We start from the raw sequence: 22,856 nt of genomic DNA, 5'->3' as shown, positions 1-22,856 counted from the left end.
CCCTATGATAGGCGGGATCTGCGGCAATAAAAGGGCTGTCCGATCACTCTTCTTCGAACAGTTCGGTTTGATCTTCGTCCTCGTCATCACCCTGCCCTTCGCCCAGCGGCACAGCACCAGGGGGTGGGCGATTCTCCAACAATCCGGCTGCGCGCAACTCCTTCAGGCCCGGCAGGTCACGGGCGTTTTCCAGCCCGAAATGATCCAGAAACTCAGGCGTTACGACGAATGTCACCGGACGGCCTGGTGTCATGCGACGGCGGCCCAGTCGGATCCACTCCATCTCAAGCAGTTGGTCAATGGTGCCGCGCGAAACGGACACGCCCCGGATTTCCTCGATCTCCGCACGCGTGCAGGGCTGGTGATAAGCCACGATCGCCAGCGTTTCGATGGCCGCCCGGCTAAGCTTGCGGGTCTCAACCGTTTCCTTCTGCATCAGGAAGCCAAGATCGGGGGCTGTGCGGATCGCCCAAGCCTCACCAACGCGCACCACACGCACCCCGCGCCCTTCGTATCGTTTCTGAAGCGATTCAACAGCTTGCGCGGCATTGCTTCCATGGGGCATCCGCGCTTCAAGATCACCAATCGTCACTGGCTCGGCGCTGGCAAACAGCACGGCCTCGACCATACGTTCCTGTTCCGCCAAGGGCGGCGCTTCGAACAGTGTGCATGTCTCTTCGTTGGCGTCAGTCACGTGTCTCAGTCCTCTTACGCAGATGGATCGGCGCAAAGGTCTCGCTTTGCTTGATCTCCATATGTCCTTCTTTCACCAGCTCAAGCGAGGCTGCGAAGGTTGCAGCCGTGGCCGAGCGTCGCCGCACCGGATCAGCATCCCAGCCTTCGGGCAGGTAGGTCTCCATATCCGTCCACGCACCGGCAAAGCCTATCAGGGGCCGCATCCGCTCAAGCGCTTGTTCCATGGTGAAAACGGCGTCGCGGTCCATGACGAAGGGTCGGAACTCGTCACGCGTGCGGATACGCGCGTAGCCCTGCATCAGGTCCAGTAGCGTCGCGGAATAGGTCACGGTGCGGATACGCGTAACATCCTCACCCTGCCCACGTTTGAAAAAATCACGGCCCAATTGATCACGCGCCATCAGGCGCGCAGCGGCATCGCGCATGGCCTGCAGACGCTCCAATTGGAATGCGAGGTGCGCGGCCAGTTCCTCACCCGAGGGGCCTTCATCATCCGGGTCCGGGGGCAGCAGCAAGCGGGATTTGAGGAAAGCTAGCCAAGCGGCCATCACCAGATAGTCGGCGGCCAGTTCGATCCGCAACTGCCGCGCTTTTTCGACAAAGGTCAGATACTGTTGCGCCAACGCCAGAACCGAGATTTTGCGCAAGTCCACTTTTTGCGTACGCGAAAGTGTCAAAAGCACATCGAGCGGACCCTCAAACCCATCGACGTCCACAATCAAAGCCTCGGCGGCCAACCGATCGGCAACCGAGACCGGGTCTTCGCTGAAAAGGTTATCCTGCATATACCTGCCCGCCCATTAGGGCAGATAGTTCCGCCTCGGCGGCTTGGATGTCAAGTTCCTGTGGCGGTTGTCTCCGGGCCAGCGCCCGATCTGCGCGGGCTTGTGCCGCATCCGACATCTCACCAGCGGCTTCGAGCACCTGCGCGCGTTCTTCAAAGGCCCCGTTGCAGTGCAAAGCAACATCGCATCCAGCGTCCAGTGCCTGTCGGGCCAAGTCGGCGGGCGCGCCGTTCAGGGCTTTCATCGTGATATCGTCGGTCATAATCAGACCGTCGAAACCGATGCGCTCCCTAATCAACGTCATCATTCCAGCAGAAATCGTTGCGGGCCGTGGATCGATCTGGTCATAAACCAAATGCGCCGTCATCCCCATCGGCAAGTCGTTCAGCGCGCGGAATGGTGCAAAATCTGCCGCTTCCAGTGCACTTAGAGAAAGATCCACATGCGGCAACTCGTGATGACTGTCGAGCGTCGACAGACCGTGGCCGGGCATGTGCTTTACTACCGGCAACACTCCGCCATCAAAGTGTCCGTTGGCAACGGCTCGACCAATCGCGGAAACCTTTTCGGGATCAGACCCATAGCAGCGGTTCTTCAGGAACGCATGAGTACCCTCGCGGGCCAGATCAACCATCGGCGCACAATTGCTGTCGATGCCCAATCCCAGCAGTTCATGCGCGATCAGACGATAGCGCAGATACATCGCGCGCTCGGCCTGATCTCCGGCATGCGCGACATGATCCAAAGGGGGCAACCATTCACGGGCTAAAGGTGCGCGCAGACGTTGTACGCGGCCCCCCTCCTGATCGACTGTGATTAGGCAATTTCGGCCAACCGCCTCGCGGAAGTCCTCGCACAAGGCGCGGGTCTGGTCAGCGGATTCGATGTTGCGGGCAAACAGAATGAACCCGAACGGGTTCATCTCTTTGAACAAAGCTTTTTCATCCGGCGTCAGGCGCAGCCCTTCGGCATCGGTGATAACCGCGCCAAATCTCACCGGACGGCGACCGGGATACAGTCTGCACCCTGCGCGACTAGGGCCGCGCAAAACTGGCGCGAGTCGCTCAGATCATCAAACCCCATGACACGCAGACGATAGAAGGTTCGTCCTCCGCTTGAGGTCTTCTGGATAACACGCTGTTTTCCATCCATATATTCTCCAAATCGGCCATTCAAACGTGCCCATTCGGCCTGCGCCACATCTGCACTTTCGTATGCCCCAAGCTGAGCCAATCGCGTGCCTTTGGTCAATGTATCGGGATCAACATCCAGACCAACAGCAGCCTTTACTGCAGCATTGATCGCAGCTTCCGTAGCGCTGTTGGACGAAATAGAACTTGGCGTAGCGCGGGCTGGACGCACATGCGGACGCAGCGACCGGCGCACACCAGGCAGTGCAGCAATCTTAGGGTCGGGCTGTTGCGCGGCGTAATCAGCCGGATCAATCGCGGGCTCGTCTTCGGGCGTGACCAGGGAAGCCAATTGCACGCCCTGCTCAGGCGTCTGTTCAGGCAGAGGTTCAGCGGCGAGCCCTTCGGCCAGAGCGTTCACGATCGCCTGATCAGTGGCGGGTTCCTCAATCACTTGCACTGCATTTGTGGCCTCAAGCGCGGTCATGGGCGTGTCTTCATCAGTCAGAGACACGGGGCGCGGTGCGAGGATCAGACGATCTGCTGGCGGTGCAGCAGTCCCGACAGCGGCAACTGCATTTACCGCTAGTCCCTGATGATCGGCAGGCGTCCCGCCGGGATTTTCGGGCTGCACGCGCATGGGTCCTTCGGCGGCGCGCACGACCGGTACCCCGCTGACGTCGCGCATGATCAGTTGGTAGCCCCAAACGCCGACTCCGGCGACCAGCGCCAAAGACGCAACCGCCCCAAGCACGTTGACAATGCGGCCCAGCCCAGCGCCTGCGCGCGGGGCGTCATCATAGCTATAGCTTTCATCAGGATAATCATACGCATCTTCAGGATGCGATTGATTCGAGTAATGCATCTGCTCGGGGCTATGCTGCCCCGAGTAATCGTAACTTGCCATTTCCGCCTCACCGCCCGATTGCGCCGTAAAAAGTGGCGCGCGGGTCATTTCTTGTCTGCCTCAGACCGGCGGTTCGGGCGATATTTGTTATCGCATCTCCTGCGCCGGGGTAACGCCAAGAATACCCAAGCCCGCTGAAATCACAACAGAAACAGCCCGGGCCAGTGCGATTTTCGATTGGCTTGTGGCAACATCGCCATCCTGAATGAAGCGCAACTGGGTTTCGTCATTGCCCTTGTTCCACAGCGCGTGGAAATCTCCTGCCAATTCATAGAGATAGAAGGCAACCCGGTGCGGTTCATTTGTGCGAGCGGCGATTTCAACCAGACGTGGCCATTCTGCCAGCTTCTTGGCAACGGTCAGCTCAGAGGCGTGGTCGATCTTGCCCAGATCTGCCCCAGATAGCGTAGCATCATCGGCAGAAATCCCGGCCTCAGCGGCGCGGCGCAGCACACTCATGACGCGGGCATGGGCGTATTGGACGTAGAACACCGGGTTTTCGCGGCTTTGTTCCAACACCTTGTCGAAATCGAAATCCAGCGGTGCGTCGTTCTTGCGGGTCAGCATCACGAAACGGGTTACATCAGGCCCGACCTGATCGACTACATCGCGCAACGTGACAAAGTTCCCTGCCCGCTTGGACATCTTGAATGGCTCGCCATTCTTCCACAACTTCACCAATTGGGTCAGCTTGATATCCAGCGGCACCTTACCATCGGAAAGGGCCGAAACCGCCGCCTTCATCCGTTTGACATAGCCGCCATGGTCCGCACCGAACACGTCGATTAGCGCGTCAAACCCACGGCTCACCTTGTCATAATGATAAGCGATATCCGGGGCGAAATAGGTCCAGCTGCCGTCCGATTTCTTGACCGGGCGGTCGACGTCATCCCCGTGTTCGGTCGACTTGAACAAGGTCTGCTCGCGCGGTTCCCAATCCTCGGGTTTCTTACCCTTGGGCGGCTCAAGAACGCCTTCGTAGATCAGGCCCTTGTCGGTTAGCGACTGAAGCGCAGCCTCGATCCGCCCTGTGCCGTAGAGCGACTTCTCTGAGAAGAACACATCCATCTCAACACCCAGCGCCTTCAGGTCGGCGCGGATCAGGTCCATCATAGCGCCGGTCGAGAACTCGCGCAGCTCTTCCAGCCATACGCTTTCAGGCTTGTCGATCAGGCTGTCGCCGTATTTCTCTTTCAGCGCCTGACCGATCGGGATCAGGTAATCGCCGGGATAGAGACCTTCTGCGATCTCGGGGCTCAGCCCGTTAGCCTCGCGATACCGTTCATATGCCGACCGCGCCAGCACATCCACCTGCGCGCCGCCATCGTTGATGTAGTATTCGCGGGTCACCTCATGGCCCGAATAGGCCAGCAAGCTTGCTAGCGCATCACCGAACACAGCCCCCCGCGTGTGGCCCACATGCAGCGGGCCGGTCGGGTTGGCCGAGACATACTCCACGTTCACCTTCTGACCATGTCCCATGGTCGAACGGCCATAATCGGTGCCCTTTTCCAGCACCGCAGCCAACACTCCCTGCCAAACCGAAGGCGCAAGCCGCAGGTTTAGAAAGCCCGGACCTGCCACCTCGGCGCTGGTGATCCGACCGTCCGCAGACAGCTTGCCTGCCAGCACATCCGCAATGTCCCGCGGCTTCATCTTCGCTGGTTTCGCCAGTACCATCGCCGCATTGGTCGCCATATCGCCATGCGCCGCATCGCGCGGAGGCTCAACCGCCACGTTGTCAAAGCTCAGCCCCTCAGGCAGCGCGCCTTCGGACTGCATCTGCGCCAGCGCGTCCAGTACCAGGCCGCGGATCTCGGAAAACAGGTTCATTTCGGATGTCCTTTTGCTTGCCGCGGGGTTTACCACGCAAAGCGCCAAGGTCAATGGACGCCTAAATTTTGCGCTTGGATTAACCGCTATCAGGGCTAAGGTCGGGGAAAACCGTGACCGGAGCCCCTGAATGCGCCTTACCCTGCCCTTCGCCTTGCTGCTGACCACCGCCCTGCCCACATGGGCCGAGATGCCCTCACCTCAAGGCCACGTATTGCTGACGCTCGGTGGCGCCATCACCGAAACCAATCTGCCCGCGCGCGCTGAGAATGACGGTGGGCTGTTGGGTTTTCTCGAAGTCACACATGACGGTGCAGCAGGCTTTGACGCTGCCATGCTGGACGGGTTGGATCAGATCGAAATAACCATCCGCTATGGCCCGCCAGAGAACCAGCGCGACTATACCTTCGCTGGTCCGCTGTTATCTGACGTGATGACGATGGCAGGTGCGAGGGGCAAATCTGCTCTGCCCATGGCTATGGATGGCTATCAGGCTGAAATTCCATGGGAAAGCATCGAGACACATCAACCCATCGTGGCCACCCACGCGGATGGCGTGCCGATGGGCATTGGTAGTTACGGCCCCACGATGATCGTTTTCCCGCCCACGGATGATGCTGAACTGGCTCAAACACAAGCCAGCCAACAGGTCTGGGCCATCGCCTATATTGCGATCGAGTGATCTCCGGTCAGCCGGGCATGGTCTTGCAGCGCAAACCTGTCGGTCATGCCCGCGATATAATCTGAGACGATGCGGGCCAGCGCGGTTTCATCTGTTGCCGCCTTGATATCGCTGTGCCAATGGCGCGGCATCTGTTTGGGATCGGACAGGTAAATCGGAAACAGTTCCTCAACCACCTTGCTGACACTGACGCGCACTTCCATCACGCTCGGTGCGCGATACATGCGCGAAAACAGGAAGGCGCGGATCTGTTTGAGCTTCGCCCAAAGATCATCCGAGAATTGAATGACCGGATAACCCAGATGGCGGATATCCTCGACCGACTGCGCCCCCGAGACCGCTATCAACGCGCGTGAGGTGTCGATAACATCCGAAACCATGACGCCAAATACCCGTCTGAGCGCCTCGTGCCGACGGCGATAAGGGTCAAGACCCGGAAATTTGGCATCCACTTCGGCGAAACAGGCATCAATTATGGGAAGCTGCTGAATGTCTTCATCTCTGAACAATCCCGCCCGCAATCCGTCAAACAGATCGTGGTTGTTGTAGGCAATGTCGTCTGACAACGCCGCGACCTGCGCCTCGGCGCTCGCATGGGTGTGAAGTTCGAGGTCAAAGCCCCGATTACACTCGGCCAATGCCCAAGGCAATGCACCAGTGACCGGCCCGTTGTGCTTGGCTATCCCTTCCAGACATTCCCAGGTCAGGTTGCACCCATCGAACTCGGCGTAGTGACGCTCAAGTTTGGTTACGATCCGAATGGCCTGCGCGTTGTGATCGAAGCCACCATATGGCTCCATCAACGCATGCAGAGCGTCCTCGCCCGTGTGACCAAACGGTGTATGCCCGAGGTCATGCGCCAACGCGACCGCTTCGGTCAATTCGCCGTTCAGGCCTAAGGCCCCGGCAATCGTTCGGGCCACCTGAGCCACTTCTATGGAATGCGTCAGGCGGGTTCGATAACTGTCACCCTCATGCTCAACAAACACTTGGGTTTTGTGTTTGAGCCGCCGAAATGCGCTAGCGTGAATAATCCTGTCCCGGTCGCGCTGAAAGCATGACCGAAAACTGCTTTCCTCCTCAGGTACAAGCCGCCCCCTTGCGCGGCCTGGGTCCGAGGCAAAACCCGCTCTGTCCAAAGGTCTTGTCCTTGTCGCCTGTCGTTAGGTTCCATATATTGTACGATGCTAAGGAAATAAACCTTTGGAGACCGGCATGAATCTGCCCCCAACAGTCACAGAACGCGCCTTTGAACGCCTGGCCGAAATCGGTGCCGCAGATCAGGGCCAGGCCCTGCGTGTCGCTGTGGAGGGTGGCGGATGTTCCGGTTTTCAATACGAGATCGCCCTGGATGAGCCGAAAGAGGACGATTTGGTGCTAGAGGGCAAAGGCCAAAAGGTCATCGTCGACTCGATCTCTCTGCCGTTTCTGGAGAACGCGGTAATTGATTTCACACAGGAACTCATCGGCGCGCGCTTCGTGATTGAGAACCCCAACGCCACGTCTTCCTGCGGCTGCGGCACATCGTTCTCGATGTAGCGCCAAGTGGGGGCTTTGCCCCCACACCCCCAAGGTATTTTTAGCCAGATGAAGAGGGATCCGCTCTCTGACAGTCAAAGTCAGAGAACTTCACCTGGCGCGGTCATCGGCGCCTCCGCCTGTACCGCATACTCAGTTTTGACGAATATGGTTAAGAATCCGTTTCTTCATCTGGCCCAAAATACCTCGGAGCGCGAGGCAGAGCCTCGCTTACTTGTTCGGCAACTTGCCGTAGCGTGTATTCTGCGCGATAGGTTGCCAATGGCACCGGAGGATCACGCATGAAAATCGCCACATTCAACATCAACGGTATCAAGGCACGGGCCGAGGCGTTACCTCGCTGGTTGGATGAGGCGCAGCCCGATGTTGTGTTGCTGCAGGAAATCAAATCTATTGATGAGAATTTCCCCCGCGAGATTTTCGAGGAGCGCGGATATAACGTTGAAACCCACGGGCAAAAGAGCTTCAACGGCGTTGCAATCCTTTCGAAATTGCCGCTTGAGGATGTCTCCCGTGGGTTGCCCGGTGATGAAAGTGATGAGCAGGCGCGCTGGATCGAAGCTACTGTCATAGGAAAGAGAGCACTGCGCATCTGCGGATTGTATCTGCCAAATGGCAATCCGGTGCCGGGGCCGAAATATGACTACAAGCTTGAGTGGATGGAGCGCCTCTATGATCGTGCCCGCGATTTGATGGCATCAGAGGAACCCGCGTTGATGGCCGGGGATTACAATATTATTCCGCAGGCCGAAGATGCCAAGCGCCCCGACGCCTGGCGCGAGGATGCGCTTTTTCGACCCGAAAGTCGCGCTGCATTCCGCAAGGTATTGAATCTGGGCTTCACTGAAGCCTTTCGCGCGCGAACGCAAGGCCCTGGTCATTACTCATTCTGGGATTATCAAGCCGGCGCGTGGAACAGAAACGACGGGATTCGCATCGATCACTTTCTTCTGACGCCGCAAGCTGCAGATTTGATGCGTGATTGCAGGATCGATGCCGAAGTGAGGGGGCACGAAAAACCTTCGGACCATGTGCCGGTCTGGGTTGATCTCGACCTGTGAACGCTTACGCGGTCGCGTCGTAGCTATAGATCCACTCGTAGCGCCGTGCCAAGCGTGGACCAACCGCCATTAAGGCGGCCTGTGCGGCCAGCCTCATTGGCCCACGAAGGTGGAAATTACGCGCATTTGCGCCTGCGGCGCCAACCACTTGCCTGGCACGCGGTCGTCGAGTGGCTTCATAGGTAGCCAATGCGCGGGCGACGCCTGAGTTGTCCTGGAACGCGCGTGTCAGGACCCAGGCATCTTCCAGTGCCAGGCAAGCTCCTTGGGCCATAAAAGGCAACGTCGGGTGCGCCGCATCCCCAAGTAAGGCCAATCGCCCATTCTGCCAGATTTGCGCCACGGGGCGCAGAAACAGCGCCCAAAGGTGAACCTCGTCAATCTTTGACAATATGTCACCAACCGGTCCGCCAAAATCGGCGAACCGGGTTCGCAGGTCGTCGGGATCACCCTGACGTCGCCAGCCTTCCTCTTTCCAGTCGGAACGCTCTTCTATGGCCACGATGTTCACGAGGCGTTGATCGCGCAGCGGGTAGGTTACCACGTGCCGGCCTGGCCCCATCGTCAAGGACGCGCATGGCAGTTCTTCTCGCTGGGTCCAGGGAATCGTTGCTCGCCAGGCAACCTGATGGGTGAAAACCGGGACCTCGGGGCCATTCAAGATCGGACGGATAGCGCTGCGCCCACCGTCTGCGGCGATCGCGCATTCCGCACGCAGCCTTTCGCCGCTTTCCAGAACGATCTCGGCTTCGCTTGGGTGTTTATGAACCGTGGCGACACGTGCATCCAGCCGAATATCCACCCCAGAGCGCAAGGCGGCTTTGTGTAACAGGTCCAGCAGATCTGCCCGGTGATAATAGTAAGTCGACCCAGCGGCAGGGACCGGGACCCGACTGATCACGCGCCCATTACGGTAATCGCGCAGAACGGTCCCACCCGAGATTTGTCCGGCCTCCGGCACCTTACCAGCTACGCCTAGCGCACGCAGTACCGCCATCCCGTTCGCACTGATTTGCAATCCAGCACCAACTTCGGTCAGTTCTGGGGCCTGCTCCAGAACCGTCACCTGAGCACCCTGACTTCGCAGTGCGAGTGCCGCCGCCATGCCCCCAATGCCGCCGCCAATGACGCAGAAATTCAGACCATTGATATTCATGGGCCTGCCATAACGCAAAAACGCCGGGGCGACAGGCCCCGGCGCTGTTGTTTTATTGCAATTTCCCAGCGATCAATCGTCGCGGTGGACCTTTTCGCGGCGCTCGTGACGCTCTTGCGCCTCAAGCGTCATAGTCGCGATAGGACGCGCATCCAGGCGCTTGAGCGAGATCGGATCACCGGTCTTCTCGCAATATCCATACTCCCCTTCTTCGATCCGGCGCAGGGCCGAGTCGATTTTGGCCACCAGCTTACGCTGACGATCCCGGGTGCGCAGTTCCAGCGCACGGTCGGTCTCTTCGCTTGCGCGGTCAGCGACATCGGGAATGTTTCGGGTGTTGTCCTGCAGACCTTCGATCGTATCACGGCTGCCTGCGAGTAGTTCTGTCTTCCAATCCATCAGCTTGCGGCGAAAATACTCAAGCTGGCGATCATTCATGAAAGGTTCATCTTCAGCCGGACGGTAATCTTCCGGCAGAAAAACTTCCTGCTTCATATTTGCTCCCTCGGTATGGCCTGAAACGTCGGTTGCGATTGTATTACCTGACATTCGGCACCCCCTTCTGCGGAGCGTTTATCCGACGGGGCAGAGATTGTCACTACACAAACGTATGCCTCGCCGCCGCGTCACTCCGACTGCTCTAATATTGAGACTTGTAACAACAAAACCTTGTTTTTCTGTGGTTCTCGCAAGGCGTTTTTCAGGCAGCTTCAACCCCTGCGATACCCCGCCCCGAACGAATCGCCCAAAACAGATTGGACTTACAGCCCATCCCATCCTTTCGCGACGCTGCGGCCCGGCTTGTAAATAACCTTGCCTCTCTGTAACCCGAGCAGAGCAAACCCAGCCCGCATTCCGCGGAAACCACATGAGGGGTCCCATGACCGCACGTTTTCAAGGCACCGCAGAATATGTTGCCACCGACGATCTGAACATTGCCGTGAACGCTGCCGTCACGCTGGAACGCCCCTTGTTGGTCAAGGGCGAGCCCGGAACTGGCAAGACCGAGCTGGCGAAACAGGTCGCAGGCGCGCTGGGGCTGACGATGATTGAGTGGAACGTGAAATCCACCACCCGAGCGCAACAGGGGTTGTATGAATACGATGCGGTCAGCCGTTTGCGCGATAGCCAGCTTGGCGAAGAGCGCGTGCATGATGTCTCGAACTATATTCGCAAGGGCAAGCTGTGGCAGGCATTCGATGCGGATGAAAAGGTCGTGCTACTGATCGACGAGATCGACAAGGCTGATATCGAATTCCCCAACGATCTATTGCAAGAACTCGATAAGATGGAGTTCCACGTCTACGAGACTGGCGAGACGATCCGTGCCAAGAACCGCCCTATCGTCATAATCACGTCGAACAACGAAAAGGAACTACCTGACGCATTCCTGCGCCGCTGCTTCTTTCACTACATCCGCTTTCCAGACGAAGCCACGATGCGCCGTATCGTCGAAGTCCATCACCCCGGCATCAAAGATGCGCTGCTGACCACCGCGCTGACCCAGTTCTACGAAATCCGCGAAACGCAGGGTTTGAAGAAAAAGCCCTCGACCTCGGAAGTGCTGGACTGGCTGAAACTGCTCTTGGCTGAGGACTTGAGCGCTGAGGACCTTAAACGCGACGGTGTGAATGCACTGCCCAAGCTGCATGGTGCGCTTCTAAAAAATGAGCAGGACGTACACCTGTTTGAACGGCTGGCCTTTATGGCGCGTAGCAAGCGGTGATCACAGCTTGTCATCGGTACGGTCGGGTGTCAGCATTACATCAACGAAAGACCCCGCGCCAATCGGGCCTCCAGAGCAGGAAATAATAAAATGACTAACGCCCTCACAATTCGCCCCTTGCGACCAGAAGACCGGGATCAATGGGCCGAAATGTGGCGTGACTACCTGGCATTTTATGAAACCAAAGTGCCGGATTCGACTTTCCAAAGCACCTTTGCGCGGCTCTTAGGTGATGATCCGAATGACTTTTCCTGTATAGTCGCGGATTTGGATGGGCAACTGCTTGGACTGACCCACTACCTGTTTCATCGCCACGCCTGGAAGGAAGAAAGTGTCTGCTATCTGCAGGATCTCTATGCCCGCCCAGAAGCGCGAGGCACCGGAGTTGGACGCGCCCTGATTGAGGCCGTCTATGAAGAAGCGGACAGGCAGAAAGCCCCCTCAGTCTATTGGCTGACGCAGGAAAACAACCATACCGCACGCAAACTCTATGACCGCATCGGCAAGTTGTCGCCGTTCCTGAAGTATCAGCGACCATGAGGCTTTTAGGCGCAACCCTAGTTCTGGCGGCGCTGTCTGCCTGCACCACGGTCGACCGGATCGAGACGCCGACCCGTACCCAGGTGATTGAAGCTTCGCTGCCGCCGTCTAAATCCTTCGGCGCTGCTCGTCCAAGCCCGCCTGCCCGCTCAAACAAGAACATCGCCGCAGATTTCCTATCGCTGCATTTCGCACTTGAGAGCGGCGCAGAGTTGCCCGTTTTCACCCGATTTGATGGACCCATCACGGTGCGTCTGACTGGGACACCGCCACCAACGATGCAGACCGACCTGAGCCGGCTACTGACCCGGTTGCAACGTGAGGCGAAGATCGACATCCGGCAGATTCCAGAGGGTCAGGCGAACATCACGATCGAGGCTGTAAGCCAGAAACAGATCCGCCGCATCCTGCCGCAGGCAGCCTGTTTCGTCGTTCCCAACTCTTCAAGTCTGGAAGAATACCGCCGTGACAGGCGCAAAAGCAAAAGCAACTGGACCGAACTGCGAAAACGTGAACGGATCGGGATATTCATCCCCTACGATGCCAGCCCACAGGAAATTCGGGACTGCCTGCATGAAGAATTGGCTCAGGCACTTGGACCTCTGAACGACCTCTATCGCCTAACCGATTCAGTATTCAACGACGACAATTTCCACACGGTTCTGACCGGATTCGACATGTTGATCCTGCGCGCAGCCTATGCGCCTGAGTTGCAAAATGGCATGACACGCGAACAGGTGGCAGCGGTTCTGCCCGGCGTACTCAGCCGGCTGAACCCCAGAGGGGATCGGGTTGCGCCACAACAGGTTACTGAGACACCTCGGGCGTGGATTAATGCAGTTCAACGCGCTTTGGGGGCTGGCGCTGGTACGGCCAAGCGCGTTAACGCTGCGAACGAGGCAGCGCGAATTGGTCAACAGCAAGGCTGGACCGACCACCGCCGCGCCTATCCGCATTATCTGCTGGGGCGCATGGGGCAATTCGACGACCCCGAGGCGGCGCAGCAGCAATATGAAATTGCCCTGAAATACCTGAACGCCACCCCGGGAACGGAAATTCAGCGCGCTCATATCACGGCACAAACCGCAGCATTTGCTTTGGCACAGGGTCAGGGCACCGAGGCCCTGCCCGAATTGAACAAAGCAATCAATGTCATGACCAAGGCCGAGAACGCCGCCCTTCTGGCCACCCTGCTGCTGCTCAAATCCGAGGCACTGCGGCAGTCCGGTCAACTAGATCAGGCACGTCGCGTTCGGCTGGACAGTATCGGATGGGCACGTTACGGCTTCGGCTCGGATTTGGTGGTGCGCTCGGTCACACAAGACATCGCGCAGTCAGCCGCCACAAGCACGGGTGGATAACGTCACATGATAGTGGTTCTGGGCATGGCTATTCTGGGCGCGATTCTGGGCGCGTTGACAGCACGCAAACGTAACGGAAGCGGTGCTGATATGGTTCAATACGCCGCAGGTTACGGCATTGCCTTTGCGTTGGTCGGGCTGGTGATTTCACTGGTCATTGTCCGCCTGGTATAGAACGATGTTCCTGCCCTTCTTCGAAAACCTCCGAAACGCTGGCATTCCCGTATCTCTGCGCGAGTACCTGACGTTTCTGGAAGGGATGAAAATGGGCTTGGCGACATACGATGTCGAGGCGTTTTTCTATCTCGCCCGCGTTTCGATGGTGAAAGACGAGCGCAACATCGACAAGTTCGACCGTGCCTTTGCCGCCAGTTTCGAAGGGTTGGGTGAAATCAGTTTCGATCAAGTACTCGAGGCGGTCGATATTCCCGCCGAGTGGCTTGCAAAGATGGCCGAAAAGCACCTTTCGGATGAAGAAAAAGCCGAGATCGAGGCGCTTGGTGGCTTTGATAAACTGATGGAGACGCTACGCGAGCGCCTCAAGGACCAACAGGGTCGCCATCAGGGCGGTAACAAGTGGATCGGCACCGCGGGCACCTCACCTTTCGGTGCCTATGGCTACAACCCCGAAGGCGTGCGCATCGGCCAGAAAGAAAGCCGCCATCAGCGTGCAGTAAAGGTCTGGGACAAGCGCGAATTCAAGAACTTAGATGACACTGTTGAACTGGGCACCCGGAACATCAAGGTTGCCTTGAAACGCCTGCGCCGCTGGGCGCGTGAAGGTGCAGCGGAAGAGCTTGATCTGGATGGAACGATCAGGGCTACGGCTGAACACGGATATCTGGATGTCAAAACCCGACCCGAACGACACAACGCCGTCAAAGTGCTTTTGTTTCTGGACGTGGGCGGATCGATGGACCCGCATATCAAGGTCGTCGAAGAACTGTTCTCAGCGGCCCGAACCGAATTCAAACATCTGGAATACTACTACTTCCACAATTGCCTCTATGAAGGCGTCTGGCGCGACAATCGCCGCCGCTGGGATCAGCAAACTCCGACGCACGAGGTCTTGCGCACATACGGGCCGGACTACAAATGCATCTTTGTCGGCGATGCCTCGATGAGTCCCTACGAGATCGCTTATCCCGGCGGTGCAAATGAGCATTGGAATCAGGAATCTGGCCAAGTCTGGCTGGGGCGTGCACGCGAACAGTGGACATCGAACCTGTGGATCAATCCAGTGCCTCAGAAGTATTGGGAATATACCCATTCGATCGGCATGATCCGTGAGATATTCGAAGATCGCATGGTACCCATGACGCTGGCGGGTTTGGAACAAGGTATGCGGGAACTGACGCGCTAGTCACCGTCGGAGTCCTGGTTAACTCAGAAACCGGAAACAATAGGCCTAGTTTTCAGAGATATTCGCGTCAAAAGCACCACCAAAGAAACAATCTCGGCAAAATTCCCTGCCTCTCTCGAATTCGTGATATACGACAAAGGGATTGAAGCTGGGGGGCTGAGATGACCATTTCAAAACTACGAAATATACTGACATCTGTTTTGACCATTACAGCGTTCGCAATTGCATCGGGTGCGACCGCGACATTGGTACTTTCCCCTGACGCCGCTTATGCCAAGAATGATAATGGCAATGGAAAGGGCCGCGGCGGCGGCAAAGGTAATTCTGGAAAAAGCAACGACGGCAACAAAGGTGGCGAAAAGGGAAAATCCGGCAAGACTAAGGGTGCCAAAAGCGCGGGTAAAGATCCCGGCAAGGCCAAGTCCAAAACGCACCGCGTGGAAAAGGCTTTCGGGTTCAACAAGAAGCAAAAGGCAAAACACCACCGGTCAGCCAAAACCTCTGCTAAAGCTAAGGGACGTAACGGCAAGGTACAAAAAACCACACTGGCGGGCTTTGGAAGAGAGTTTAAACGCGATGTCGAGCAACTATTTGGCAAGCGTTCGCCGGTAAAAACCAAGTCAAGCGCGAACCGGGTAAAGAAATCGTACCGCAAGGCGTCGGTGGCTCCTGTTGAGTATTCCCCGCGACCTGTTGCTCGCACGGATTATAAATCCAAGCACTATGACAATAAGAAGCCCAGCAAGCGTCGCTATCGCGACCCGCTTGTTGCAGCGATCACCGATCCCGATGGCTCGGACAAGCTGCGTAACCTGAATGCGTCTAAGGCAGCAGCCCCGGCGTTCCGCAATGCTTCACCCAACAGCAATGTCGGCAAGATCGCGACCTATCAGGCGGCGGCGGAAACCTATTACGACCTGCGCGGTGACCTCTATGATACGCGCCGTGAACTGCGTGATCTGAACGAAGACTACGATGGCCGCAGCAGCGAAGACATCGCTGATGATATCGCCGCGCTTGATCCTGCGGACCCGAACTACGATGACAAGCTGAGTGCGCTTGAGGATGAGCTGCGCGATGCTGAAACCTATGAGGAGGCGCGCGACGATCTGCGCGCGGATCTGAGGGATCTGAAATACGAAATCCGCGACGCGTTGCAAGATGCGGAGGCTGCCTTTTATGACGCTTCGAAAGGGCGTACATTGACCAAGGCGACGCTGGGCGAGTTCCACGGCAATCTCGATCTGCCACAGCCAAACTACCGGCACAAGGACTGGGCAACGGTCCAGCCGGTGCCTTACGGTCCTGACGGCTTCCGCTATTCGGACGATAAGAAGATCTATGATGAAACCGACTATCGACTGCGCTACGACAAGCCATATTCCGATCGCAAGAAGGACCGCTATCGCTATTACCGCGACCCGCTTGTTGCAGCGATCACCGATCCCTATGGCTCGGACAAGCTGCGTAACCTGAATGCGTCTAAGGCAGCGGCCCCGGCGTTCCGCAATGCTTCACCCAACAGCAATGTCGGCAAAATCGCGACCTACCAGGCGGCGGCGGAAACCTATTACGACTTACGCGGTGACCTCTATGAGGCGCGCCGTGAACTGCGTGATCTGAACGAAGACTACGATGGCCGCAGCAGCGAAGACATCGCCGATGATATCGCCGCACTTGATCCTGCGGACCCGGACTATGATGACAAGCTGAGTGCGCTTGAGGATGAGCTGCGCGATGCTGAAACCTACGAGGAGGCGCGCGACGCTCTGCGCGCGGATGTGAGGGACCTGAGAGTTGATGCTCTGGTCGCAGAAAAGGAAGCTGAACGCGCATTTTTTGAGGCTTCGAAGGGCGAGGTCTTAACCAAGCAGTCCCTTGCCGAGTTTCATTCGAACCTGCACCTGCCCTCGCCAGGCAGGTAAGGCTGGATTGAGCCGCATAACTGATCGGACGTGAAGGGCGAGTTACCGCTTGCCTCCTCGGGGTGGGCCGCCCATATCTAACTCATGCTTCGCTTAACACCCATCCTGCTGGCCATAGCCTATGCCGTTGTGATGTACCGGATATCCGTCTGGCGCACGCATCGTGAGTTGGATGCGAAGTCCACCGAACTGGCCGATCCTGCGCTAAAACGCATGACGGACCGGCTGGCTGCAGCCTTGGAGATTGATCGGGTCCCAGTCTACATCTACGAGATCGATCCGGTGAACGGGCTGGCCGCGCCGGATGGGCGTATTTTCATCACTCGCGGTTTTTATCGCAAATTTGGCAACGGCGAAGTATCAGCGGAAGAAATGGCAAGCGTAATCGCGCATGAATTGGGCCATGTCGCCCTTGGCCACGCCCGGCGGCGGATGATTGATTTCTCGGGTCAAAACGCCCTGCGTGCTGCGCTGATGATGCTATTGAACCGCTTCATCCCCTTCATTGGAGCCTGGATTGCAAATATGCTGACTCATTTGCTGGCCTCCCGCCTGTCGCGGAGTGATGAATATGAGGCGGATGAATATGCGGCAGCGCTTTTGACAAAAGCCGGGATCGGGATTGGTCCACAGAAGTCTTTGTTCCACAAGCTTGAGGATCTGACACAGCAGCGCGCGGGCGTTGTGCCCGCTTGGTTGATGAGTCATCCAAAGACGGATGAGCGGATCGCAGCTCTGGAAGTACTTGAACAAAAGTGGGGCGTGGGAGTTTAGGATAGGAGCGAGGGGCCAGCCCCTCGCGCTCCCCGAGATATTTTTGGCCAGATGAATGGGATCCCGAATTAAGTACTCAGGGCTTTGCCAAGGCGCGGCAGGCGGGCTTTTTTCATTAAGCTGCGCAAGGTCCATTGAGCACCGGATAGCCGGTTGGCTTCAGCAAGGACCGCTTTGGAAACCTGCGTCATGCCTTCGGGGTCGGACAGCCAGAGTTCATGCAGCAGCCCGTCCGGATCGCGCCGCTCAAGCCCTTCGTCGGCCAACATATTCTTGGGAAAGTCTTTGGCATTGACGGTGACAATGACATCTGCCGAGCTTGTGACCGCCGTTGCGAGAACGTGGATGTCGGCGGCATCCGGCAACCATAGGCGCTGTTCAACACCGAGGTTGGCAGGTCGCTCGGCATTTGGCCAATGGGCTTGAACCAGCGCGATTTCGGCGCGCGCCTGCGCCTCGCCCTCGGGGCCGAGTTTGCGGGCGGCACGAGCCCATTCTTCGAGGATACGTGCAGACCAGACGGGCGTGAAATAACCAAGCCTCGCAGCGCCCAACAGCATCTCTCGCATCACCGTGGGATAGATGACGCAGGTATCAAGAACCGCCTTCACAGACGGTAAAACACGGCTTTGAGGTAGCCGCTTTCTGCCAGCTGCGGCAGTTGTGGATGGTCCGGCCCGGCAAAGCCAGTTCGGATCAGTTGGGCCTGTCGTCCTGCCCGTCCGATCCCACGGGATGAGGCATCGCGGAAGCGGCCCAGATCAGCGGCATGAGAACAGGAGCAGAGGCCAAGATACCCGCCCGGTTTGACCAGCGGAGCCGCCAGACGTGCGGTACGCTCATAGGCGCGCAGGCCTGCGTCCAATGCTTGTTTCGAAGGTGCAAAAGCCGGGGGATCACAGATGACGACGTCGAACAACGCGCCCTCTTCGCCGAGTTTAGTCAGTATATCAAAGGCGTCGCCTTGTCGGGTCTGGAAACGGGCAGAAAATCCTGAGGCTTCTGCGCCCTTCGCCGCCAGTTCGAGCGCCGCTGCCGAGCCGTCAACGGACAATGCCTGTGCTGCGCCGCCCGCCAGCATGGCCAGACCAAAGCCTCCGACGTGGCTGAATACATCCAGCACCTGCGCCTCGGGGTGAACCAACTTGGCGGCAAACGCGTGATTGGGGCGTTGGTCATAGAACAGGCCGGTTTTCTGCCCACCAGTCAGGTCAGCCATGTAGGTTGCGCCATTCATTGGCACCGGCAGAGGCTTATCGGGCGCGGTGCCGCGCAAGGTCAGATTGGTGTCGTCCAACCCCTCGAGCACACGCGTGCGCCCCGAGGCGTTCTTCAGCACTGTGTCGACCCCGGTCACCTTGACTAGCGCGTCGGTCAGAGATTCAAGATGTGCCTCAGCCCAGACTGCGTTGGGTTGGATCACGCAGGCGTCGCCGAACCGGTCGATGATCACCCCGGGAAACCCATCCGCCTCGGCATGGATCAGGCGGTAGTACGGCGCATCGAACAGTCGCTCGCGCATCTCAAGCGCGCGGCGCAGACGGGTTTCAAACCAGTCCGCATCCAACTGCGCGCCGATATCGCGATCAAGTACCCGGCACATGATCTTCGAGACCGGATTCACCGCGACCAGAGCGATTGGCGCGCGCTTCTCGTCTTCCAGCACAGCCAAGGACCCCGGCCCGATTTTGCGGGTCCGGCGGTCGGTGACGATGTCATTGGCATAGACCCAGGGAAACCCGTGGCGCAGGCCACGCGCATTGGCCTTGGGTTTCAAACGGATACGGGGGCGGTCAGCTACGGGTGTCATGGCGCCCTCATAATCGTGAATGCACGGGGGTGAAAGCCCCGTTAACGATTGCGCTTGCGCCAGCCGCCACGACGCTTGGGGGCTTGGGCCGCCTGCAAACCCTCGGTCAGGACCTGCGTCATCGGATGATCAGCAGCCTGTTCCGAATAGACTGCGTGCAGGTTGGTCAAGGCCTGATTTTGATCAAGCTCTCCGGGCAGGCTCAGCGCCCAATCCAGAAAGATGCTGCGACACTCGGGCAAGGTGATGCCTTCAATGCGATACGCCTCGCGGATCAGGCCTTTGTGGTCATTCGGATCATCACTGCGTGCCATCTTCAACCCTTCCGACAACTGCGCCAATCAACGAGGCCGCAGTGCTGTAATTGTCTTGCAACGCGGATTGCAGCTGTTCGACCTGATCGAACCCGGTCGCCCGGCACAGAAAGGCCGTACCGCCTTCACCGATCTTATCGGCCTCGATCACCTTTCCCGACAGCAGACGCGCCGCACATTGCACCGACCAGCATAAATCGTAACAACCCTTCAGGGTTTGCGCCTGCGCGACATCCAGCAGCCCGACAGCGACCGCCCCGTCCAGACCCGAGTGTACATCGCGCTGGGGCAATCCGGCCAGCAATGCGCCCGTCTCTGCCATCAGTTCGATATCCATCATGCGGCCCGGCCCATTCTTTGCGTCCCAAACGCCCGCTGGCGCTTTTGCGGCGGCCAGCCTTTCGCGCATCTCGGCCACTTCTTTCAGCACTTTGTCACGGTCGCGCGGTTGCGACAGGAAATCAGCGCGGAAGTTTTCGATATCCTCGACCAGACCGGCGTCGCCTGCGACGACATGGGCGCGAGTCAAAGCAAGGTGTTCCCACACCCAGGCCTCATTCTGCTGATAGTTGGTGAAGCTGGCCCAGCTTGTGGCCACCGGCCCCTGATTGCCCGACGGGCGCAGACGCATGTCGACCTCATAAAGCCGTCCCTGCGACATTGGCGCGCTGAGCGCCGTGATCAGAGCCTGGGTGAAACGAGCGTAGTATGTCCGCGTTGCCAGCGGGCGAGGGCCATCGGACATGTCCTGATCCTGAGGATCGTAGATGACAATCATGTCCAGATCGGATTGCGAGTTGATGCGACCTGCCCCAAGTGACCCCATGCCCAAAACCGCGGCGCCGCGCCCGGGCGCCGGTCCATGCTTTTTGGAGAACTGGTCGACAACGCAGGGCAGAACCGCCGCAATCACGGCCTGCGCCAGTTCGGCATATTGCTGCCCGGCCTGCGCCCCATCGATCAGTCCGCGCAGATGATGCACACCGATGCGAAAGTGCCACTCCTTGCACCAGCGACGTGCGAAATCGAGCTGTGTTTCATAGTCGCTTTCCTCTGCCAAGGCCTGCGTCAAGTCCAACTGCAAGGTCGCCTGCCCGGGCCAATCGCTGAAGAAACTGCCACCAATCACCGCATCAAAAACCGAGGCGTTGCGCGACAGATGGGTGGCGAGCGCATGTGACGTCCCAACGATATCGACCAGCAGATCAATCAGATGCGGGTTCGCTTCGAACAGGGAAAACAGCTGCACCCCAGCGGGTAATCCTGCCAAAAACCCATCCAGCGCCAGCAATGCTTCGTCGGGTTTCGCAGTTTTCGCCAATCGCGCTAAAAGTTCCGGTCTGAGCCGCTCGAATATCCGTGCACCACGCTGCGATCGAAGCGCCGGGTAAGTCGGCCAGCGGGCCAGCACACCCTTGTCAAACTCAACCTCCTGAAGCGGCACGGGTGCCGCGCCTGGTCCAGGGGCGAAGAACCCTTCGGTCAGTTCGTGCACTTCGGTCAGGCGGCGGGTCAGTTCGGCGGTCAATTCGGCGCTGCTGATGCCCATCAGGCACGCGACCCGTTCGATACCGTCCTCTGAATTTGGCACCTTATGGGTCTGCGCGTCATGCACCATCTGGATTCGATGCTCGACCTCGCGGTGGGCACGGTAATGATCGGTCAGCTTCTCGGCGACATCTTCGGGCACCCAGCCTTTTGAGGCCAGCGCCGCCAGACCGGGAACGGTGCCCCGGACGCGAAGGTCTGGATCACGTCCGCCAGCGATCAATTGGCGGGTCTGGGTGAAGAACTCGATCTCTCGAATACCGCCCTGCCCCAGCTTCATATCGTGGCCGGGAATCGAGAGGCTTCCGCCCGTTCCCTTGTTCTCGCGTATACGAAGTCGCATGTCATGAGCGTCTTGAATGGCGGCAAAATCCAGATGCCGCCGCCAAACGAACGGGCGCAATGCATCGAGAAATCTCTGACCTGCCGCGATATCCCCGGCGCAGGGGCGTGCCTTGATATAGGCCGCACGTTCCCACGTGCGCCCAAGACTTTCGTAATACCGCTCGGCCGCTTCCATCGCCAGACACACGGGTGTGACTGCCGGGTCCGGGCGCAGTCGCAGATCGGTGCGAAATACATAGCCATCCGCCGTCTTGTCGCTGAGCGTGGCACAGAAATTCCGCGTGGCGCGCACCATGCCCTGTCGCGCTTCGTAGAAATCATCGGGATCGAAACGGGTTTCGTCGAACAGCACGATCAGATCGATATCCGAGCTGTAGTTCAGCTCATGTGCGCCCATTTTGCCCATCGCCAGAATGACCATGCCAGCAGCGGCTTCGACATCATTCTCGGTCATACCCGGCAGCTTGCCGCGCCGGATCAACGCAGCAATTTCGGCCTTCGCTGCCACATCTACGGCCAAAGCGCCAAAGTCGGTCAGCGCGGCAGTTACCTTTTCCAACGGCCAAGAACCCGCCAGATCGGCCAGCGCCGTCAGCAAGGCCATGCGCCTCTTCGCTTGCCGCAAACCGGGTTTCAACTGATTCGACGGCAGCGCGCGCGCCGCGTCCATCACTTCCGACAATGCCTGGTCCGGTTGCTGCAACGCGTGTGGCAACCAGTTCCTTTCTTGGTCAATCAACCCTTTCAGGTAGGGGCTAGAGCCCGCAGTTCCCGCGATCAACTCCCCCTGCTCGGCAGTCAAATCGGGCAGCGCCGCGCGTGTTTCGTCACCCAGATCGGTATGAAAAGCGCGCGGCAAGCGGTTGATAACAAGAGGCTGGCTCATGACCGTTCCAGTGGCGTGTCCTGGCTGAAACTGTTGATCCAGACATCGTGACGCCGCTCCCACAGGGATGAGATCAGCATCGCCTCCCATTCCTGTGCTTCGGGGCGCAGATAATCTGCCCTGTATGAGAGCAAAACCACATCCGCCGATAAGACGCGCAACCTGGTATCGCTGAGTTCATATTGCGCCATCGTAGGCGCATCGGCGAACTGGCCAACATGATCGTCGCGATTGGCAAAACCCGTTGGATACACGCCCAGAAAATCGGGGCTCAGCAGCGCCCGGTCGGCCTGTGCATTGCCTTCAACCAGCGCAGTCCATACCTGTTTTTCCAGCGAGAGGATCTGATCGAGTGACGGTGGGCTGGTGTTTTCAATATCTTCCATTTGCCTATGACTTGTGACGGCCGAAAATCAGATGCGGCCAGCGCACATGATCGGACAGAGTTGGCTTAGCCCTGTCCGATTGAACAGCA

The 22,856-nt window shown here is 58.2% G+C and carries 23 protein-coding genes; 10 read left to right on the top strand and 13 right to left on the bottom strand.

Translation table 11 applies throughout. The features are described from left to right. Positions 1-43: 43 nt before the first annotated feature. The 5 genes from scpB to argS are packed head-to-tail and all read right to left on the bottom strand — an operon-like array spanning position 44 to position 5,351. Positions 44-694, bottom strand: a complete 651-nt coding sequence (gene scpB / locus ACR0MJ_RS03710) for an SMC-Scp complex subunit ScpB (RefSeq protein ID WP_480759281.1) — start codon at positions 692-694, stop codon at positions 44-46. Beyond that, positions 687-1,481 carry a segregation and condensation protein A gene (locus tag ACR0MJ_RS03705; protein WP_170509855.1) on the bottom strand — a complete coding sequence of 265 codons (795 nt, stop codon included), beginning with the start codon at positions 1,479-1,481 and terminating at the stop codon, positions 687-689. Before ACR0MJ_RS03705 ends, scpB begins: the two co-directional genes overlap by 8 nt. Next, positions 1,471-2,478 (bottom strand): beta-N-acetylhexosaminidase, encoded by a 1,008-nt coding sequence (gene nagZ, locus ACR0MJ_RS03700; protein WP_480759278.1) that lies wholly within the window; start codon positions 2,476-2,478, stop codon positions 1,471-1,473. The genes ACR0MJ_RS03705 and nagZ overlap by 11 nt, the downstream gene beginning before the upstream one ends. Further along, entirely contained in the window at positions 2,475-3,566 is a 1,092-nt protein-coding gene (locus ACR0MJ_RS03695) for an SPOR domain-containing protein (RefSeq protein WP_480759275.1), read from the bottom strand. Before ACR0MJ_RS03695 ends, nagZ begins: the two co-directional genes overlap by 4 nt. A 39-nt stretch (positions 3,567-3,605) precedes the next feature. After that, positions 3,606-5,351 carry an arginine--tRNA ligase gene (gene argS, locus ACR0MJ_RS03690; RefSeq protein WP_170406369.1) on the bottom strand — a complete coding sequence of 582 codons (1,746 nt, stop codon included), beginning with the start codon at positions 5,349-5,351 and terminating at the stop codon, positions 3,606-3,608. Positions 5,352-5,481: 130 nt separating this feature from the next. On the opposite strand from argS, the gene ACR0MJ_RS03685 reads away from it, so the two are divergent. Next, a complete protein-coding gene (locus ACR0MJ_RS03685) occupies positions 5,482-6,033 on the top strand; it encodes a molybdopterin-binding protein (protein ID WP_170406372.1) in 552 nt (183 codons plus the stop codon). On the opposite strand, the gene ACR0MJ_RS03680 is transcribed toward ACR0MJ_RS03685, so the two are convergent. Then, positions 6,015-7,172 (bottom strand): deoxyguanosinetriphosphate triphosphohydrolase, encoded by a 1,158-nt coding sequence (locus ACR0MJ_RS03680; protein WP_480759271.1) that lies wholly within the window; start codon positions 7,170-7,172, stop codon positions 6,015-6,017. The genes ACR0MJ_RS03685 and ACR0MJ_RS03680 overlap by 19 nt on opposite strands. Positions 7,173-7,248: 76 nt before the next feature. Between ACR0MJ_RS03680 and ACR0MJ_RS03675 the strand changes: the two genes are divergently transcribed. Further along, positions 7,249-7,572, top strand: a complete 324-nt coding sequence (locus ACR0MJ_RS03675) for a HesB/IscA family protein (protein WP_170406378.1) — start codon at positions 7,249-7,251, stop codon at positions 7,570-7,572. A gap of 281 nt (positions 7,573-7,853) precedes the next feature. Beyond that, positions 7,854-8,633, top strand: coding sequence for an exodeoxyribonuclease III (gene xth, locus ACR0MJ_RS03670; protein WP_170406381.1), 780 nt, complete (start codon positions 7,854-7,856; stop codon positions 8,631-8,633). Between the two features lie 4 nt (positions 8,634-8,637). On the opposite strand, the gene ACR0MJ_RS03665 is transcribed toward xth, so the two are convergent. After that, positions 8,638-9,789, bottom strand: coding sequence for an FAD-dependent monooxygenase (locus tag ACR0MJ_RS03665; RefSeq protein WP_480759268.1), 1,152 nt, complete (start codon positions 9,787-9,789; stop codon positions 8,638-8,640). Positions 9,790-9,861: 72 nt separating this feature from the next. Continuing rightward, positions 9,862-10,284 (bottom strand): RNA polymerase-binding protein DksA, encoded by a 423-nt coding sequence (gene dksA, locus ACR0MJ_RS03660; protein WP_074736317.1) that lies wholly within the window; start codon positions 10,282-10,284, stop codon positions 9,862-9,864. Between the two features lie 385 nt (positions 10,285-10,669). Between dksA and ACR0MJ_RS03655 the strand changes: the two genes are divergently transcribed. From ACR0MJ_RS03655 to ACR0MJ_RS03625, 7 genes are all read left to right on the top strand, one after another. Further along, on the top strand, positions 10,670-11,515 hold the full coding sequence (locus ACR0MJ_RS03655; RefSeq protein WP_170396653.1) for an AAA family ATPase: 846 nt from the start codon (positions 10,670-10,672) through the stop codon (positions 11,513-11,515). Between the two features lie 90 nt (positions 11,516-11,605). Beyond that, positions 11,606-12,055 carry a GNAT family N-acetyltransferase gene (locus ACR0MJ_RS03650; protein ID WP_170662787.1) on the top strand — a complete coding sequence of 150 codons (450 nt, stop codon included), beginning with the start codon at positions 11,606-11,608 and terminating at the stop codon, positions 12,053-12,055. Beyond that, complete coding sequence (locus tag ACR0MJ_RS03645; protein WP_480759263.1) at positions 12,052-13,416, top strand: DUF2927 domain-containing protein; 1,365 nt, start codon at positions 12,052-12,054, stop codon at positions 13,414-13,416. The genes ACR0MJ_RS03650 and ACR0MJ_RS03645 overlap by 4 nt, the downstream gene beginning before the upstream one ends. 6 nt (positions 13,417-13,422) lie before the next feature. Next, positions 13,423-13,590, top strand: coding sequence for a hypothetical protein (locus ACR0MJ_RS03640; protein WP_480705065.1), 168 nt, complete (start codon positions 13,423-13,425; stop codon positions 13,588-13,590). Positions 13,591-13,594: 4 nt separating this feature from the next. Further along, positions 13,595-14,779, top strand: a complete 1,185-nt coding sequence (locus tag ACR0MJ_RS03635; protein WP_480759260.1) for a vWA domain-containing protein — start codon at positions 13,595-13,597, stop codon at positions 14,777-14,779. A gap of 161 nt (positions 14,780-14,940) precedes the next feature. Next, positions 14,941-16,704 (top strand): hypothetical protein, encoded by a 1,764-nt coding sequence (locus tag ACR0MJ_RS03630; protein ID WP_480759258.1) that lies wholly within the window; start codon positions 14,941-14,943, stop codon positions 16,702-16,704. 84 nt (positions 16,705-16,788) lie between these two features. Then, positions 16,789-17,478, top strand: coding sequence for a M48 family metallopeptidase (locus ACR0MJ_RS03625; RefSeq protein WP_170396642.1), 690 nt, complete (start codon positions 16,789-16,791; stop codon positions 17,476-17,478). A 68-nt stretch (positions 17,479-17,546) separates the two neighbouring features. Here the strand turns inward: ACR0MJ_RS03625 and ACR0MJ_RS03620 are convergent, their stop codons facing one another. From ACR0MJ_RS03620 to ACR0MJ_RS03600, 5 genes are read right to left on the bottom strand one after another with little or no spacing between them, the layout of a single operon-like run. Then, on the bottom strand, positions 17,547-18,089 hold the full coding sequence (locus ACR0MJ_RS03620; RefSeq protein WP_170646303.1) for an RSP_2648 family PIN domain-containing protein: 543 nt from the start codon (positions 18,087-18,089) through the stop codon (positions 17,547-17,549). After that, positions 18,086-19,288 carry an RSP_2647 family RNA methyltransferase gene (locus tag ACR0MJ_RS03615; RefSeq protein ID WP_170635195.1) on the bottom strand — a complete coding sequence of 401 codons (1,203 nt, stop codon included), beginning with the start codon at positions 19,286-19,288 and terminating at the stop codon, positions 18,086-18,088. The genes ACR0MJ_RS03620 and ACR0MJ_RS03615 overlap by 4 nt, the downstream gene beginning before the upstream one ends. Positions 19,289-19,329: 41 nt before the next feature. Next, the gene (locus ACR0MJ_RS03610) at positions 19,330-19,602 is read right to left on the bottom strand and encodes a hypothetical protein (RefSeq protein ID WP_170396636.1); all 273 of its coding nucleotides are present in this window, start codon (positions 19,600-19,602) and stop codon (positions 19,330-19,332) included. Further along, positions 19,589-22,381: a [protein-PII] uridylyltransferase family protein gene (locus ACR0MJ_RS03605; protein WP_480759254.1), complete on the bottom strand. Its 2,793-nt coding sequence runs from the start codon at positions 22,379-22,381 to the stop codon at positions 19,589-19,591. The genes ACR0MJ_RS03610 and ACR0MJ_RS03605 overlap by 14 nt, the downstream gene beginning before the upstream one ends. Then, positions 22,378-22,767, bottom strand: a complete 390-nt coding sequence (locus ACR0MJ_RS03600) for a nuclear transport factor 2 family protein (RefSeq protein ID WP_170396632.1) — start codon at positions 22,765-22,767, stop codon at positions 22,378-22,380. The genes ACR0MJ_RS03605 and ACR0MJ_RS03600 overlap by 4 nt, the downstream gene beginning before the upstream one ends. Positions 22,768-22,856: the final 89 nt, after the last annotated feature.

The organism is Ruegeria sp. C6 (genome assembly GCF_056537625.1).
Note: the sequence above shows the minus strand (reverse complement) of the source record. Positions and strands in the feature narration are given on the sequence as shown.